The organism is Shewanella sp. GXUN23E, from assembly GCF_050865035.1.
In the GTDB taxonomy this organism is placed as follows: Bacteria; Pseudomonadota; Gammaproteobacteria; order Enterobacterales; family Shewanellaceae; genus Shewanella.
This window is the reverse complement of the sequence record NZ_JBOZWP010000009.1, coordinates 56,047-72,541: the sequence shown is the minus strand read 5'-3', so window position 1 is coordinate 72,541 and position 16,495 is coordinate 56,047. Positions and strand designations below refer to the sequence as shown.

Below are 16,495 nucleotides of genomic sequence, written 5' to 3'. Positions count from 1 at the left end.
TTTTCGGGAAGAGGAGGAGGCCCGGAACATTGTTGCTGCCCGGGCCGAGCCGTTATCAGGCTTGCAGTGCCTTAACCAGTGCTGGCAGGACTTTGTTGATGTCGCCTACCAGGCCATAGTCGGCATACTGGAAAATTGGCGCGTTCTTGTCTTTGTTGACGGCCAGAATAGTCTGGGCGGTGTTCACGCCCACCACGTGCTGGATCTGACCGGACACGCCCAGCGCCAGATAGGTTTCAGGCTTGAGCATGACGCCGGTCACGCCGATGTAGCGCTCTTTTTCCATCCACTTTTCAGTTTCAGCGATAGGACGGGTACAACCCAGTTCGGCGCCCATCAGTTCGGCCAGCTTGCCGGCGACGGCCAGATTTTCCTGGCTGCCGATACCGTTACCGATACCAATCACTTTCTTGGCGACACTCAAGTCCACGCTTTCGCCTTCTTTCACACGGCGCTCGATGCATTTGATTTGGCCTTTGGGCTCAACGAAGGCGACATTGACCGCTTCGCCCTGGGCTTCACCTGCCTGAGCCGGTTCAAATACACCGGCAGTCAGGGTGACCACTTTGATATCTGAAGTCAGGCGTTCTTCGCCCAGCGCCAGACCACCATACACCATGTGTTTGGCCTGGATGGCTACACCGTCCAGCGCGATTTCGCTGGCATCGTTGAATACTGCAGCATTCAGCTTGATGCCCAGACGGGAGGCCAGGGCTTTGCAGCGACGGCTGTTGGCCATCAGCACCAGACCGGCACCGTCGATGGCACTGGCCATGGTATCGGCATAGTCTTCAACGATGCGGCTTGCGTCTTTGTCACCCAGATACAGCACCTTGTCGGCACCCAGAACTTGCGCCTGAGTGATCTTGTCTTCGCCGCCCACTACAAACACATTTACTTTGTCTGCCAGAGCCTTGGCACCGGCAATCACATCAGCCAGACGGGCATCGCTGTCACAAAATACCCAGGCGTTGGTTAATTTAGTCATGATAATTCTCCCCGAAATCAGTTGATGGCGTTGCGCAGGTGGGCCACGAAGGCGGCGATTTGTTCATCGTCATCACCTTCGATAACGACTTGTTGACGCTGCTTCTGCTTGGGCGCGTTGATGGCCACGATCTCTGCCAGGGCAGGGATTGGCGCCATGTCGATATCGGCGACAGTCATGGCGGTTACCGGCTTTTTGGCCGCGCCCAGAATGGCTTTCATCGATGGGATTTTAGGGTTGTTGATGTCGGCAGAGACCGCAATCACTGCTGGCAGGGTAATTTCCAGTACTTCGACTTCTTCATCCAGTGCGCGTTCAACTGTGATGCTGGTGGCTGTGGCGGCCAGGATTTTGCTGACGCCGTTAATGGTGGCGACATTGAGCAGTTCACCGGCCAGCAAACCGACCTGCTGAGCGTACAGATCGCCTGAGCCATCACCACAGATGATCAGATCAAAACCTGTCTTTTGGGCGGCTGCGGCCACTGCGCGGGCAGTCTGGTGTGGCAGGGCGTGTTCGAACTGTTCGTCGACCACCAGTGCCAGCGCATCCGGGCCACGGGACAGCACGTCTTTACGGGCTTTCACGGCTTCCAGGGCTTTGCCGCCAACGCTCAGGGCGGTAATGGTGGCCTCGCCCAGCATGGCTTTAATGTCCACTGCTGCTTCGATGGCATTCAGGTCAAAGGTGTTGATTTTGAATTCAGCTCTGGCGGTGTCCAGGCTGCCGTCAGCGTTGACAGTGATGTCCTGATCTTCAGGAACCAATTTGTAGCAGGCGATAATGTTCATCTTCTCTCCGATTTACATTTCAATGATTCGGTAATCCATGAATATGACTGGAAATAATTTCCGGACATTTATTTGAAAATAAATTCTGGAATTTATTTCCGGGCACTTGTCGATTAATTATTTCTGGAACTTATTTCCGCTACAAAGTCACTTTTTTTGAAGTGGAAATTTATTCCGGAGATGCTTCAATTAATACGCTGTGCAGGTGTTGTCTTACATCGAAGATATATATTTAAAAATTTAAGGTAAATAGAAAATTTGCTGTAATTGATTAAATGTTAGATCGATCACCAACTTATTTCCGAAGTACGCACCCCGGCCAGCACCAACAAGGCTGTCGCCTTGCTGTGATGCATAACTCATTGTTTTTATGTGTTATTTGTTTTCTTTGAGTCATGTAAAAACGCTTTATTCATCAAATGCTTATGTGCCGTCGATCACACATTGATGGTTAAGCATGATAAGTATCGTTAAACCTATTCCGGACACTCATAAATATAAAAATGCGCTTTCGTATTTAATCGTGATTATTATCACTGAATGTTGTTATTTCTGTCGGCAAGATTATTTTGCAATTTAAATCTGGCTGTTGATTGTTGGGCCAATAAATTCAGTAAGACCTATCACAAAGAATTTAACTGTAAATAGTTAGCTTGGTAATAGTACAGGATTGTTCCTATAGCATGCATGGCCAGTTGCATTCGCGCAGCTCCGCAATGCCAGTGGACATGCCGGGATGGGTGCTAGGGAAACGCCTTAAACATTGTTCTCTGAAATAGAGTAATAAGGAAATGTCAAAGATGAGTGATGCAAACACACCGAAAAAGAAGATTGGCATTGAGCCAAAAGTCTTCTTTCCGCCGCTGATCATCGTAGGTCTCCTCTGTTACCTGACGGTACAGGATCTGGAGGCCTCCAACCGGGTGATTAATGCGTTTTTTACCTATGTAACCCATACCTTCGGTTGGGCCTTTGAGTGGTACATGGTTGCCATGGCTATCGGCTGGGGCTGGCTGCTGTTTGGTCCTTATGCCAACAAGCGCCTGGGTGATGAAAAGCCCGAATTCAATACCGCCAACTGGATCTTCATGTTGTTCGCCTCCTGTACCTCGGCGGCGGTGCTGTTCTGGGCTTCCTACGAAGCCTATTGTTATGTCGCCACCCCACCATTTGGTATGGAGCCGTTCTCCCAGGCGTCCAAAGAGTTTGGTCTGGCTTACTCCCTGTTCCACTGGGGTCCGCTGCCCTGGGCTGTGTTTGCTTTCTTTACCGTGGCTTTCGGTTACTTCCTGTTTGTGAAGAAAGTGGATGTGATCCGTCCAAGTGCCACCCTTGAGCCTTTGGTGGGGCGCAAGCATGCATTTGGTGCGTTCGGTGTGGTCGTGGATAACCTCTATATCGTGGCGCTGATCCTGGCGATGGGTACCAGTCTGGGTCTGGCGACTCCGCTGGTGACTGAATGTCTGCAGTGGATGTTTGGTATTCCTCATACTCTGGGTCTGGATGCTGCCATCATTGCCTTCTGGATTGCCTTTAACGCCATCTGTGTGGCCTTCGGTCTGTCCAGCGGTATCAAGATTGCCAGTGACGTGCGTTCTTACCTGAGCATCTTCGTGCTGGTGTGGGTGCTGCTGATTGGCGCTGCCTCTTTCACCGTTAACTATTTCACCGACTCTGTTGGCATCCTGATCACCAACTTCGGTCGCATGCTGTTCTCCACTGACCCTATCGGTCAGGGCGGCTTCCCACAGGGCTGGACCGTGTTCTACTGGGCCTGGTGGGTCATCTACACCATCCAAACCTGTGTGTTCCTGGCGCGTATTTCCCGCGGTCGTACCGTGCGTGAAGTGTGTCTGGGCATGGTACTGGGTCTGACTCTGTCTACCTGGTTCATGTGGACTGTACTGTCTTCCAACACCATGAATCTGATGCAGCAGGGCCTGATTGACCTGCCGGCACTGGTGGCTGAATACGGCGCGCCACGTGCGGTTATTGAGACCTGGGCGGCGCTGCCATTCAGTGGCTTCACCATCGCCGTGTTCTTTGTACTGTGTTTCGTGGCAACCCTGACGCTGGTTAACGCCTGCTCTTACACCCTGGCGATGTCCACCTGTAAAAACGTGTCTGCCTATGATGAGCCACCAGTGTGGATCCGTGTGGGTTGGTCTGTGCTGGTGGGTGTTATCGGTATCGTGCTGCTGGCACTGGGTGGCCTCAAGCCGCTGCAGACCGCCATTATCGCCGGTGGCTGCCCACTGTTCTTTATCAACATCATGATTATCTGGTCGTTCCTCAAGGACGCCAAGCAAAGCGCCTGGGGTGCCCGTGAAGTTGCCGAGGCACCTGCGCAAGAGCCTGCGGTTGCTGATGCCAAGCCTCAACTGGCCAAAGCCAAGTAATTACCACCGAATTTAACTGAACAATTGGAAGTGAGTTATGGAATTTAAACTGAGTGAAGAACAAGAGCTGTTTGTTGCCGGTGTGCGCGAGCTGATGACCCGTGAAAACTGGGAAGCCTACTTCGCCGAGTGTGATGACAAGCATGAATACCCAATCCGCTGGGTAAAAGAGCTGGCCGACCTGGGTATCGACACCATGACCTTGCCGGAAGAGCACGGCGGCATGGGCGCCGACATGGTGACGCTGGCGGCAATCTGGGAAGAGCTGGGCCGTCACGGCGCGCCAACTTACGTGCTGTTCCACCTGCCTGGTTTCAACACCATTCTGCACTGGGGTACCCAGGAGCAGATCGACAAGATCTTTGAATACCGTGGCACCGGCAAGCAGATGTGGAACTCCGCCATCACTGAACCCAGCGCCGGTTCAGACGTGGGCAGCCTGAAGACCACTTATCAGCGTCGCGACGGCAAGATCTACCTGAATGGTCAGAAGTGCTTTATCACCAGTGCTGCCAACTCTCCCTTCCTGGTGGTCATGGCCCGTGACGCAGACAGCGAAAAGCCCGTGTATTCAGAGTTCTTCGTTGATATGAGCAAACCTGGCATCAAGATGAACAAGCTGGACAAACTGGGTCTGCGCATGGACAGCTGCTGCGAGCTGAGCTTCGACAATGTTGAGCTGGAAGAGAAAGACTTCTTCGGTGAAGAAGGCAATGGCTTCAACCGCGTGAAGGAAGAGTTTGACGCTGAGCGCTGGCTGGTGGCCTGTACCAACTATGGTGTGGCTCTGTGTGCCTTCGAAGATGCGGCCAAGTACGCCAACCAGCGAGTGCAGTTCGGTGAAACCATCGGCCGTACCCAGCTGATCCAGGAGAAGTTTGCTCACATGGCAATGAAGCTGAACGCCATGAAGAACATGATCTATGAAGCTGCCTGGAAGTGCGACAACGGCAACATGACCTCAGGTGACAGCGCCATGTGCAAATACTTCTGCGCCAACATGGCCTTCGAAGTGGTGGATGACGCCATGCAGGTACTGGGTGGTATCGGCGTGACCGGTCACCGCGTGGGTCGCTTCTGGCGTGACCTGCGGGTAGACCGTCTGTCCGGCGGCTCTGATGAAATGCAGATCCTGACTCTGGGCCGCGAAGTGCTGAAGCGCTACCGCTAATTCCCGGTCTGGCCGGGTTGCTGACAGCCCGGCCTCCTCACTGAATTTAAGAAGGATTTTGAGTATGTCCAATTTGAATGTTCCCAAGTTTGGCCCACTGTCTGGCCTGCGCGTGGTGTTCTCGGGTATCGAGATCGCCGGTCCTTTCGCCGGTCAGATGTTTGCCGAGTGGGGCGCCGAGGTGATCTGGATTGAGAACGTGGCCTATGCCGACACCATCCGGGTTCAACCTAACTATCCACAGCTGTCACGCCGTAACCTGCACGCGCTGTCGCTGAACATCTTCAAAGATGAAGGTCGCGATGCTTTCCTTAAGTTGATGGAAACCACCGACATCTTTATCGAAGCCAGTAAAGGCCCTGCCTTTGCCCGCCGCGGTATTACCGATGAGCTGCTGTGGCAGCACAATCCCAAGCTGGTGATCGCGCACCTGTCAGGCTTCGGCCAGTACGGTACCGATGAGTACACCAATCTGCCGGCGTATAACACCATTGCCCAGGCCTTCAGTGGTTATCTGATGCAGAACGGTGATGTGGATCAGCCAATGTCAGCCTTCCCATACACTGCTGACTATTTCTCAGGTCTGACCGTGACCACCGCCGCGCTGGCTGCCCTGCACAAGGCTCAGCAAACCGGCGTGGGTGAGAGCATTGACGTGGCCATGTATGAAGTCATGCTGCGCATGGGCCAGTACTTCATGATGGACTACTTCAACGGCGGCGAAATGGCACCACGCCAGTACAAGGGTCGCGATCCTTACTACGCTGGCTGTGGTCTGTACAAGTGTGAAGACGGCTACATCGTGATGGAAATGGTGGGTGCCAACCAGATCGAAGAGCTGTTCAAGGACATAGGTCTGGCGCACTACCTGCACACTGACGCCGTGCCTACCGGTTGCCAGCTTATTCATCGCATCGAATGTCCACACGGACAGGAAATCGAAGACGCGCTGGAGCGTTATATCGGTCAGCGCACCATTGATCAGGTTCGTGCCCGCTTTGCCGAGCTGAACATCGCCTGTGCCAAGGTGCTGTGTCATGCGGATCTGGAGTCCAACCCTCAGTATATCGCCCGTGAATCCATCACCACCTGGGAAACCATGGATGGCAAGACCTGCAAGGGTCCAAACGTGATGCCCAAGTTCAAGAACAACCCAGGCAAGATCTGGCGCGGCATGCCTACCCACGGCATGGATACCGCGGCCATCCTCAGCGACATCGGTTATGGCGAAGACGCGATTGCCGACCTGGTTGCCAAAGGGCTGGCCAAAGTCGGGGAGTAACCCTTGCGGCTTCCCGGGGCTTTCTCTTCGTGCCCCGGGGGGCTTTTCCCGACACTCAGTGTGTAGCAATAGTCTGGTTGAAGGTGTGAGATGGACATTATTGGAAGGCAGAGTCTGAGACAGACCTGGGATGATTTAGCTGAGCAATACGGCGAGAAGACGGCCCTGATTGTGGAAGACGTTGCCGGTCATACCCAGCAGTATTCTTATCGGGAACTCAACGATGAGATTAACCGCGCGGCCAACCTGTTTACGCTGCAGGGTGTGGTGAAGGGCGACCGGGTTGCTGTGCATCTGCGCAACTGTGCCGAGTTCATCCTGTGCTGGTTTGGCCTGGCGAAAATTGGTGCCATTGTGGTGCCGGTCAATGCCCACTACCTGAAAAATGAGTGCAGCTATCTGCTGCAAAAATGCGGTGTGCGCACTGTGGTGACTGAGCCTGAGTATCTGCATATCTACGAAGAGCTGGCCGATGAGGAAGATTGTCCGCTGGCCTACATTATGCTGGCCCGTTGCCATGATGGTGAGATCTTCGAAGGCACGCTGAATTTCAACCAACTGCTGCACCAACAATCGGCGATTTTGATGTCCGATGTGCCCCTCAGTGCCGAGGACACAGCGGAGATCCTGTTCACCTCAGGGACCACCTCCCGCCCCAAGGGCGTGGTGATCACCCACTATAACCTGCGTTTTGCCGGTTACTACACCGCCTGGCAGGCGGCCATTCGCAGTGATGATGTGTACCTTACTGTGATGCCGGCTTTCCATATCGACTGCCAGTGCACGGCGGCCATGGCGGCCTTCAGTGCCGGGGCGACTTTTGTGCTGCTGGAGAAATACAGCGCCCGCAAGTTCTGGAATCAGATCTGTAAATACCGCGCCACCATCACTGAATGTATTCCCTTGATGGTGCGCACCCTGATGCTGCAGCCCAGAACCCCCTGGGAGCAAAATCACTGCCTGCGGGAAGTGTTCTTCTATCTGACTTTGTCGGATCAGGAAAAACAGGCATTTCTCGACAGGTACAAGGTGAAGTTTCTGACCTCTTACGGCATGACCGAAACCATAGTGGGCATTATTGGCGATCGCCCCGGCGACAAGCGCCGCTGGCCGTCGATTGGCCGCACCGGGCTTTGTTATGAAGCCAAAATCACCGACAGCGAGGGTAATCCTGTGCCTTATGGCGAGGTCGGGGAGATCCGCATCAAAGGTGAGCCGGGCAAGACCATTTTCAAAGAGTACTACCGGGATCCGGAGGCCACAGCCAAAGCGCTGAGCTGTGACGGCTGGCTGCGCACCGGCGATGCCGGTTACATGGATGAAGAAGGCTTCTTCTACTTTGTGGATCGCAATATCAACATGATCAAGCGCTGTGGTGAGAATGTCTCCTGTGTCGAGATCGAGAATGTGATCTCGGCTCATCCCAAGATTTTTGAAGCTGCCGTGGTTGGCGTGGAGGACAGCATGTGCTGTCAGGCCATCAAGGCGTTTGTGATCCCCAAAGAGGGCGTCAAAGTGACTGAAGCAGAGCTGATGGCGTACTGCGAGGCCCATTTGGCCCGTTTCAAGGTGCCTTCCAGCATTGAAATCCGCAAGACCTTTGCCCGTACCAGTACCGGCAAGGTCCAGAAACATTTTTTGTGTGGCATGAACTGAGCCGATCGGCATGGCGCCTGTCGGCAGGTAGATAACTGTGAATGGAGTCAGTTCTGACTCTTTATGGAGAATGAAGATGAGCGAATCGTTACACGTTACCCGCAATGGTCATATTCTGGAGATCGTTCTGGATCGTCCAAAAGCCAACGCTATTGATGCCAAAACCAGCTATGAAATGGGTGAGGTTTTCCTGGCATTCCGTGAAGATCCTGAGCTGCGGGTAGCCATTATCACTGGTGGCGGCGAGAAGTTTTTCTCTGCCGGTTGGGATTTGAAAGCCGCCGCCGAAGGTGAAGCGCCGGATGCGGACTTCGGTCCAGGTGGTTTTGCCGGTCTGACTGAAATTTTTGATCTGGATAAGCCTGTGATTGCTGCCGTTAACGGTTATGCCTTCGGTGGCGGCTTTGAGCTGGCACTGGCGGCTGACATGATTGTCTGCTCCGAAAACGCCAGCTTCGCGCTGCCTGAAGCCAAACTGGGTATCGTACCTGACAGCGGCGGTATGCTGCGTCTGCCTAAGTTGCTGCCTCCAGCCATTGTGAACGAGCTGATGATGACCGGCCGTCGCATGGACGCTCAGGAAGCGCTGCGCTGGGGCGTGGTCAATCAGGTGGTTGAAAGCGACAAGCTGATGGACGCTGCCCGTGAACTGGCGGCTCAAATCGGTCAGAGCGCGCCTCTGGCGCTGGCTGCCATCAAGGAAGTGTACCGTGAGACCAGCGAGTTGTCGGTGGAAGAGGGCTACAAGCATATCCGCAGTGGCAAGCTGAAGAACTATCCTTCTGTGCTGCACTCTGAAGATGCGCTGGAAGGCCCGGCAGCCTTTGCCGAAAAGCGTGAGCCTGTCTGGAAAGGTAAATAAGCAGACAGTCAGCTGATACCAAAATCTGCTCCCGGAGGTGTGCTCCGGGATCAGCGCACGCCGGACGGGTTGCCATCGAACTCCCCAATTCCCCAAACCCCCTTTGGCAACCTGTCCGGTCTGTTTGATGCTGTTTGATAAGGATTCATCATGGCATTGAAACTGGAAATGCAGGGGCAGACCTATGGCCCTTTTATCAACGAGTACAGTCAGCGCGATTTAATGCTGTTTGGTCTGGGCTGCGGCGCAGGCTTTGACGGCCAGACTGACCTGCAATACGTCTACGAAAAACACCTTAAAGTCCTGCCCATGTTCGCCGCTGTGCCCATAGTGGATGGTGAAGTGACCAGAACCATAGATTATGGCTTTGAATGGGGTGGCAGCCTGCACTGGGGCTTTGACTTTCGCATTCATCAACCTCTGACACCAGAAGCCGTCACCGGCAAACTCAGCACCAACGTACTGCTAAAAGCCCTGTATGACAGGGGAGAGGGCAGGGGCTGTCTGGCCCAGCACATTGGCGAAACAGTTAATGAGGCTGGCGAGAAGCTGTTTACCACCGAAAGCTGGGACTGCGCTTTGTATGACGGTGGCTTTGGTGGCCCCAGAGCGCCTGTGGATATCGTTGAGATCCCTGACCGAGAACCGGATGTTGAGATCATCGAGCAGGTGCCACTGAATCAGGCGCTGATCTATCGTCTGTCCGGTGACGACCATCCGCAGCATGTGGACTGGGAGTATGCCCGGCAGTTTGGTCATCCCAAGCCTAATCTGCACGGAGTGAGTACCGCCGGTGTCGCCTGCCGCCATATTATTCAGGCGGTGATCCCGGGGCAGCCAGAGCGCCTGACCCGCTTCAAGACCCGCTTGACCAAGTCTATTTATCCGGGCAGCACCCTGAAAACCCGCATCTGGAAATGGGGAGACAATTGTGTCCATTTCAACGTACAGGATGCCGACAACCCGGACGTTTTCTACCTCAACTATGGCTTGGTTGAATGGCGCTGAATCAGGTTGATTAACAGCGTTCAGCGCAAAGTGGCTGCGGGTCAGTATGGCAATATCCAGGCAGACCAAAGGGCGTCAGAAGATGGGGAGATGGGAGTGTTTTCTTGCCTGTTGCCCCCTTTTTATCAAACCATGATCCGCTTCAGGTTTTTATTTAATTAACCCAAGTAGGACACATTAAATTAATGAAGCATAGTTAATGGTATAAATTAGCAAAGTATTTATCAGTGAAATAAACCCCTACATCAATCACACTTGCAGATAATAAAATCCGCTTGCTGTTGACTGCAAAAACTACCAAGCCAATACTCTTTCGGATGTTAAAGATACTGATTCAGTATTCTGCCAAAGGATGTATTTATGGGTTGCCAGAAGTGCGAACAGGATCGGGAGATCTGTAATGAGATAATGCAGGAAGCAGAAAAGCTCATATTGGAACACGGAGTGTTATCGTTCCCATACACCAGCATTATCAAGAAGAATCTGTGCTCTGCACGGGTGTTCTATAAGCATTTCTCCAGTCGCGAAGACATTTTGGTGTGTACCCTGATGCGTCGCAGTATTACCTGGGACGTTGAGCATTTTCTGGCGGATAATCCGGACCTCTCTAAGAAGGTACGGGTATTCATTCCCACGCTGATCAGCCTTGAAATTTCACGCATTGATCCGGTTTACGTGTCTGCCTGTTTGATCGCCAACAACTCCAGTGTCTGGCAGTTGGCCAGTGAAGAAAAAATGCGACTGCTGCGAATGCTGGATGAGCGTTATTACAAATGCACTCAGGATGCCACCAAACAAGCTGTGGATGCCGGCATTCTGGATGTGACTCAACAGGAATGTGATGCGCTGACCGATGACTTATATTATTACTGCCTGGGTAAACTGGCTGCGGTGCCATTAATTATTACCAACTATCGACCATTGGCCTGTTTGAAAAAGAATGAAGTCCAGAGTTTGATTTCATTAACCAGCCATCACAATTGGAAAGAGCCGATTACCAAAGAAGAATTACAGGAAGCTTATAATCGAGTCATGGAATATTTTCACAATGCCAGAGATGGTATTGATTGTAAGCGTTGTATTTATATCAGAGAAACTCAGGACAGAGTCACTCACTGAGTATTCACCGGCATTAAAAAGCCCCGCACCGCGGGGCTTTTTACTATTTTGTGTGAGCGTTTATTCCATATTCTGGAGTAACCCTTTGTTGTTGCCTGGAGGCTGACAGCCCAATCTACTTTGTTGCAGTTCTTGATAAGGATCATTAACTTCAAACTGCGCCGTGCATCTGGAGGTTGCCAGCACTCGCAGAGCATGCAGGGGGACATATTCGTACCTTACTGAATACCTGTCTGGTTTTTGAACATCAATATCGAAGCGACTGAAAACTCCCTGGCTGAAGCGATACTCCGGCTTGAAGGCTGATATTGTTAGATGAAGTATCAACCTCTAGCGAGCCATTTACTTTCGCATGGTTTGTTTGATGTGTTTTAACTCAAAGTGTCTGCATCGATATCAGAATCAGATAATACGGCTTTGAGCCTGGCAAGCGTCCGCATTTGCTCATTAGCCAGCATTGGTGGGTAGTCAGTGTTTTGTGCGTTCAATTGATAGTTACCATCAGGCAATTTCTGTACATTACGCAGCAAGTATTGGTTGTCACCGGCGTTATCCTGGATCTCAATAGCCATGGTTAAATTTGAGATGCTGCCTGCACTGTTTGGTGTCACCCACTCCAGCAGTAACAAGTCACCATCTTGAATGGCATTTTTGCCTCCATTCATCGAATTACCGCTTGCCGGAGCAATGAAGTGACGAGCAGGGTCTAACTTGCCAAACCCATCAGCGACAGTCACTGTTGAAGTCTTGTCCTGAGTTCCTGTTTTAAAATGCCCGCAGGCGATTTTTAAATCTGGGTAGAAAGGAAGTTGGATGCCTGATGGCGCAGGTGTATTGGCGGCGCGCAAATCAACCACCTCAGCCAGTTGTGTCGGTTCCGTGTTATCAGTGGCTTGTACACAGTTTCTATCCTCAATACGCTGTATGTATTCACTGAGGCGCAAATCCACCAGTTCCTGCACCATTTGGTGGAACTGACCGATGTCATCGGTATCGACATCAAATGTTGCTACAAATCGATTCTGCTCAACGCTGAACCATGGGGCGGAAGATTTGTTGGACGTAGTAAAAGCCTTGATAGGATTACCTTTCCAGTAAGCCAGCCAGGCTTTATCGGTTGCCTGTAAATTTGCCTGCTTTGCGGGTAATTCCGCGGCAAATAAATCCGGACGGCGGGAAAGGACCCTGTGGCTGCGCTCTGCCAGGGCTTCAAGAGTCGGAGGATGTTTGAAGCCATTCAGTTCCAGTAAGGCTTCCAACAAAATTGGCTTAAAGCACTTGGTCATGGCGGTGGTTTCAATGCCATTAAGAAAAAACGCATGGTGTTTTTCAAGTATCAGAGAAATCCCTTCGGCTTCCTTTTCGCCTTTTTCTTTGTCTGCGACCAAATTAAACCAGCTTGTGTGCTGTTTACGAGCTTTGCCAAGGTCATAACCATTTCGGTAAAACTCGGCGGCAGTTGGACGGTGGCCTAACAATGATTTCAGGTCGTCATAATCTTCTTGCGCACTGGCACGGTACTTTTTGGCGAGCGTTTGCCAAAACGCCAAAAGTTCTGGATCAAAATTCACATGGCAGCCAGCTGCAAGCGAGGGTGCATCCAGATTTTCGATGATTTTTGTACTTTGGGTCACGCCAAGGAGTGTTGCAGGGCGGTTGAGAAAGCTTTGGTGATTACCGATAAAGTCCAGCACTACCAATTTACTTTTCCCACTTACCGGAGACTGTCGCAAACCACGGCCAAGTTGCTGCAGAAAAAGAATTTTTGACTCGGTTGGGCGGATCATCAGTACGGTATCAATGGCTGGTAAGTCAGTGCCTTCGTTGAATAAGTCCACCGAGAAAATTATATCGACTTCACCCTTATTGAGTCTGTCCAATGCCTCATTTCGCCGCACTTGCGAGTCACTGTAGACTGAGATGGCTTTGAGCCCTTCACGCCGAAAGCTGCTTGCCATGTAGTCGGCATGGGATTTGGACACACAGAAGGCCAGGGTGCGTGACAGCTTTTTTTCCCGCCAATGTTTCAGAACATGAGCTGCTCGGCGCTTGGTTGCCAGCGCATTATCCAGCGCACTGGGATCAAACTTGCCGTTTCGCCATGGGATTTCCTGATAATCGACGTACTTATCGTAGATGCCGAAGTAGTCAAATGGCACCAGGATGCCGGCATCAATGCCATGCACCAGATTGCGCTCAAACACCAGATTGTTGTCACACAAAGATAGAATATCGGCTTGGTCAGAGCGCTCAGGCGTGGCCGTTAACCCCAACAGGAATCTGGGTTCAAAATACGCAAGCAGGGCTTTATAAGTGGGCGCGCTGGCGTGGTGAAACTCATCCACCACTATGTAGTCAAAGTGATCTGGCGCAAAACCTTCAAGATGTTGCTGCTTGCCAATGGTCGCAATGGAGGCAAACAGAAAATCAGCATCATGCTGTTTATTTTCGCAGTTATACAAACCGCTGCGTGATTCTGGCAATAGCTTGGTAAATGTTGCCTCGGCCTGCAGTAAAATTTCCTCACGATGGGCGACAAACAACACGCGTTTGGCTTCCAGCTGCTTGGCATCAAAGGCGGCAAGCCAGGTTTTGCCCATGCCAGTGGCCAGTACCACCAAACCCCGTTTGAATCCTTGCTGACGACTTTGTGCCAGTGCTTTTAGAGCTTCTTCCTGTACCGCGTTGGGTGTGGGGAGCTCTTCCTGTTCATCGTCCTGGTCAGCAACTATTGCAAGTACAGGGCGTGTGGCTGACTTTTGCTGCTCGTAATGCTGGCGGTACTTACTAATCCAATCATGGCTTAATAGCTGTGTGGCGTCATGGGTGAAAATAGCCTCGAATTGCTCCTTAATATGAAGGAAGGCTTTTGCTGCACGGGAGGTTTCGGGAGCTTGATAGTCATGGCGCAGTGTCCATTCATGGCTCTCCTGCAAGGCGGGTTTACTGATGTTGTTTGAGCCGACCCATGCGCAGCCTTCGGCTATTTCACCTTCTAGCCGGCGCACGAAGATATAGGATTTCATGTGGAAACTATGCTGCTCTTCACAAACGAAGATACGGCATTGTGCACCTCGCTCCATCAGTAACATCAGTCGCTGTAACGCCACAGGGCTGGTGATGGATAGATAATCTGAGGTTAATATCCGCACACGGGTGCCACTTTTTATTGCATCCAGAATGGGGTTAAAAAGCAGGTTGAGCCCAGAGGGTTGGATAAACGAGACTGAGATATCAATCTCAGTCGCATGGTTAATGGCTTTGATCAGTTTGGGCAATAGAGGGTCTTTATGACCACCGGTTGTCAGTATTGGGCCATGGTATAACCGGGTGTTGGTGACGCCCTGCATGGGTTAAATCATTCCTTGAATAAAATAGCATTGAGCCATTTTTCGTTTTCTCGTCCCGGTCTGAGATCTGAGGTTATCCAGGTTTCACGCAATACTAACTGGGCATTATTGATAAATGATTGCAGACGAAGCTCATCACAGTTGGTAAAGGCGCGCCCATCCCGCTCAATATCGTCAGTGCCATATTTGAATGAACAGTAAAATGCCGCCCCTGACTTCAACATACTGGCCAGATGGGAAAAGGTTTGCGGTAGTTGACTGGCTGGGACATGTAAAAGTGAGGCACAGGCCCAAATGCCATCGAACAGAACATCTGAGCTGAAATCCATAAAGCGACAGACTTCAACCGGCTGACCAATATACTCCTGTGCCATGGCTGCTAACTGTTCGCTGGCGTCTATGGCTGTAACTGAAAAGCTCATTTCCTTAAAAAACTTACTGTCCCGGCCTGAACCGCAACCCGCATCCAAAATATGACCGCCAGCGGGTACAAGGGATAAAAACTTTGACGTCAAAGGTGTCATTTCGACGTCTTTGGTTGTGTCAAAAAACGCTTTGGCGTGTTGGTTATAGTAGTCGTCGGACATTGGTTGCATCCTGAATAAAGTCAATGAATTTTATATGGGTAGCAGGGCATCTTCAATTGAGCATTTCACAGTAGCCAAAGGGGACAGTCACAAATTGAACCGTATGTTCTCTTAGCGTGTTCCAAGCCATGTAATCTTGAAGCTGAACATTAATCGAGAACACAAAAAAGCCCTGCTGAGGCAGGGCTTTTGAGTGTTTACGAAATAAGTTCGACTTATTCCATATTTTGGATCTGCTCGCGCATCTGCTCGATCAGCACTTTCAGCTCAACGGCGGCTGAGGTGACTTCGGTGCTGATGGACTTGGAGGCCAGGGTGTTCGACTCGCGGTTGAACTCCTGCATCATAAAGTCCATGCGGCGGCCTTCGCTGCCACCTTTTTTGAGGATGCGGCGGGCCTCAACTACATGGGCTTCAAGGCGATCCATCTCTTCGGCGACATCCAGCTTTTGCGCCAGCAGTACCATTTCCTGCTCGATACGGGCTGGATCCAGTTCGCCCTGGATTTCCGCCAGACGGCTGTGCAGTTTTTCCCGTTGCCATTGCATCACTTTGGGCATGTGCTCACGTACGATGGCGATCTGCTCGGTTACCGCATCCAGGCGGGTTGCCAGCATGGTTTTGATGGCGTCACCTTCGCGGCCACGGGCTTCAATAAATTGGTTCAGGGCACTGTCAAAGGCGCTCAGCAGTTCGGCGGCCACGGCGTCCATGTCCTGCTCGGCAGTGGCAATTACGCCGGGCCAGCGCAGAATATCGGTCAGGCTAATGTCGCCATTGCCTGCTTCCTGTTTCAGCCAGTTGGCGGCGCCGAGCAGTTGTCTTGCCAGATCCTGATTGACCTGCAATTCAGCGCCGGCTTTGTCGGCGAGATCCACTCTCAGGTTCACTTCCACTTTACCGCGGTGCAGACGTTTGCGCAGGCGGTCACGCAGGACAGGCTCGAGGCTTCTGAATTGCTCGGGCAATCGCAGGTAGGTTTCCAGGTAACGCTGGTTAACTGAGCGGATTTCCCAGGACGCTGTGCCCCAATCGGCTTTGTACTCGATACGGGCATAGGCTGTCATGCTTTGGATCATGTGTGTTCCTGAATTTCTGAAGATTGACGGTGAGGATTATATACCCATATGGGGATGCTGCGAACCTGTGAACAGTCAGGGGGGGTATCCGCCGGAATACGTGAGAAGTTGGGCTAAACCGGCGTGGCTTGAGTGTGATTGGCGCTGCTATTTTGCAGGTTTGCTGTGTTCTATTGGGGTTTCTGCCAAGGGATCGTGGCATC

The 16,495-nt window shown here is 51.8% G+C and carries 12 protein-coding genes; 7 read left to right on the top strand and 5 right to left on the bottom strand.

Going from position 1 to position 16,495, the window contains the following annotated elements; all coding sequences use genetic code 11:
- Positions 1–55 precede the first annotated feature (55 nt).
- Both ACRRUX_RS10085 and ACRRUX_RS10080 read right to left on the bottom strand, forming a co-directional pair.
- Complete coding sequence (locus ACRRUX_RS10085; RefSeq protein WP_432529800.1) at positions 56–988, bottom strand: FAD-binding protein; 933 nt, start codon at positions 986–988, stop codon at positions 56–58.
- 17 nt (positions 989–1,005) lie between these two features.
- On the bottom strand, positions 1,006–1,779 hold the full coding sequence (locus ACRRUX_RS10080) for an electron transfer flavoprotein (protein WP_432529798.1): 774 nt from the start codon (positions 1,777–1,779) through the stop codon (positions 1,006–1,008).
- An 800-nt stretch (positions 1,780–2,579) separates the two neighbouring features.
- Between ACRRUX_RS10080 and caiT the strand changes: the two genes are divergently transcribed.
- From caiT to ACRRUX_RS10045, 7 genes are all read left to right on the top strand, one after another.
- The gene (caiT, locus tag ACRRUX_RS10075; protein WP_432529796.1) at positions 2,580–4,178 is read left to right on the top strand and encodes an L-carnitine/gamma-butyrobetaine antiporter; all 1,599 of its coding nucleotides are present in this window, start codon (positions 2,580–2,582) and stop codon (positions 4,176–4,178) included.
- 37 nt (positions 4,179–4,215) lie between these two features.
- Positions 4,216–5,349 carry a crotonobetainyl-CoA dehydrogenase gene (gene caiA / locus ACRRUX_RS10070; RefSeq protein WP_432529794.1) on the top strand — a complete coding sequence of 378 codons (1,134 nt, stop codon included), beginning with the start codon at positions 4,216–4,218 and terminating at the stop codon, positions 5,347–5,349.
- Between the two features lie 64 nt (positions 5,350–5,413).
- Positions 5,414–6,631: an L-carnitine CoA-transferase gene (gene caiB, locus ACRRUX_RS10065; protein ID WP_432529792.1), complete on the top strand. Its 1,218-nt coding sequence runs from the start codon at positions 5,414–5,416 to the stop codon at positions 6,629–6,631.
- Between the two features lie 90 nt (positions 6,632–6,721).
- On the top strand, positions 6,722–8,287 hold the full coding sequence (caiC, locus tag ACRRUX_RS10060) for a crotonobetaine/carnitine-CoA ligase (protein ID WP_432529790.1): 1,566 nt from the start codon (positions 6,722–6,724) through the stop codon (positions 8,285–8,287).
- A 76-nt stretch (positions 8,288–8,363) separates the two neighbouring features.
- Positions 8,364–9,149 (top strand): crotonobetainyl-CoA hydratase, encoded by a 786-nt coding sequence (gene caiD / locus ACRRUX_RS10055; RefSeq protein WP_432529787.1) that lies wholly within the window; start codon positions 8,364–8,366, stop codon positions 9,147–9,149.
- Positions 9,150–9,299: 150 nt separating this feature from the next.
- The gene (locus ACRRUX_RS10050) at positions 9,300–10,157 is read left to right on the top strand and encodes a MaoC/PaaZ C-terminal domain-containing protein (RefSeq protein ID WP_432529785.1); all 858 of its coding nucleotides are present in this window, start codon (positions 9,300–9,302) and stop codon (positions 10,155–10,157) included.
- A 444-nt stretch (positions 10,158–10,601) separates the two neighbouring features.
- On the top strand, positions 10,602–11,276 hold the full coding sequence (locus ACRRUX_RS10045; protein WP_432529783.1) for a hypothetical protein: 675 nt from the start codon (positions 10,602–10,604) through the stop codon (positions 11,274–11,276).
- 371 nt (positions 11,277–11,647) lie between these two features.
- Here ACRRUX_RS10045 and ACRRUX_RS10040 read toward each other — a convergent pair whose 3' ends face one another.
- The 3 genes from ACRRUX_RS10040 to ACRRUX_RS10030 all read right to left on the bottom strand — a co-directional run bounded on the left by ACRRUX_RS10040 (position 11,648) and on the right by ACRRUX_RS10030 (position 16,292).
- Positions 11,648–14,626 carry a DEAD/DEAH box helicase family protein gene (locus ACRRUX_RS10040; RefSeq protein ID WP_432529781.1) on the bottom strand — a complete coding sequence of 993 codons (2,979 nt, stop codon included), beginning with the start codon at positions 14,624–14,626 and terminating at the stop codon, positions 11,648–11,650.
- A gap of 8 nt (positions 14,627–14,634) precedes the next feature.
- Positions 14,635–15,213 carry a class I SAM-dependent methyltransferase gene (locus tag ACRRUX_RS10035; protein ID WP_432529779.1) on the bottom strand — a complete coding sequence of 193 codons (579 nt, stop codon included), beginning with the start codon at positions 15,211–15,213 and terminating at the stop codon, positions 14,635–14,637.
- A gap of 215 nt (positions 15,214–15,428) precedes the next feature.
- Positions 15,429–16,292, bottom strand: a complete 864-nt coding sequence (locus tag ACRRUX_RS10030) for a YicC/YloC family endoribonuclease (RefSeq protein ID WP_432529777.1) — start codon at positions 16,290–16,292, stop codon at positions 15,429–15,431.
- Positions 16,293–16,495: the final 203 nt, after the last annotated feature.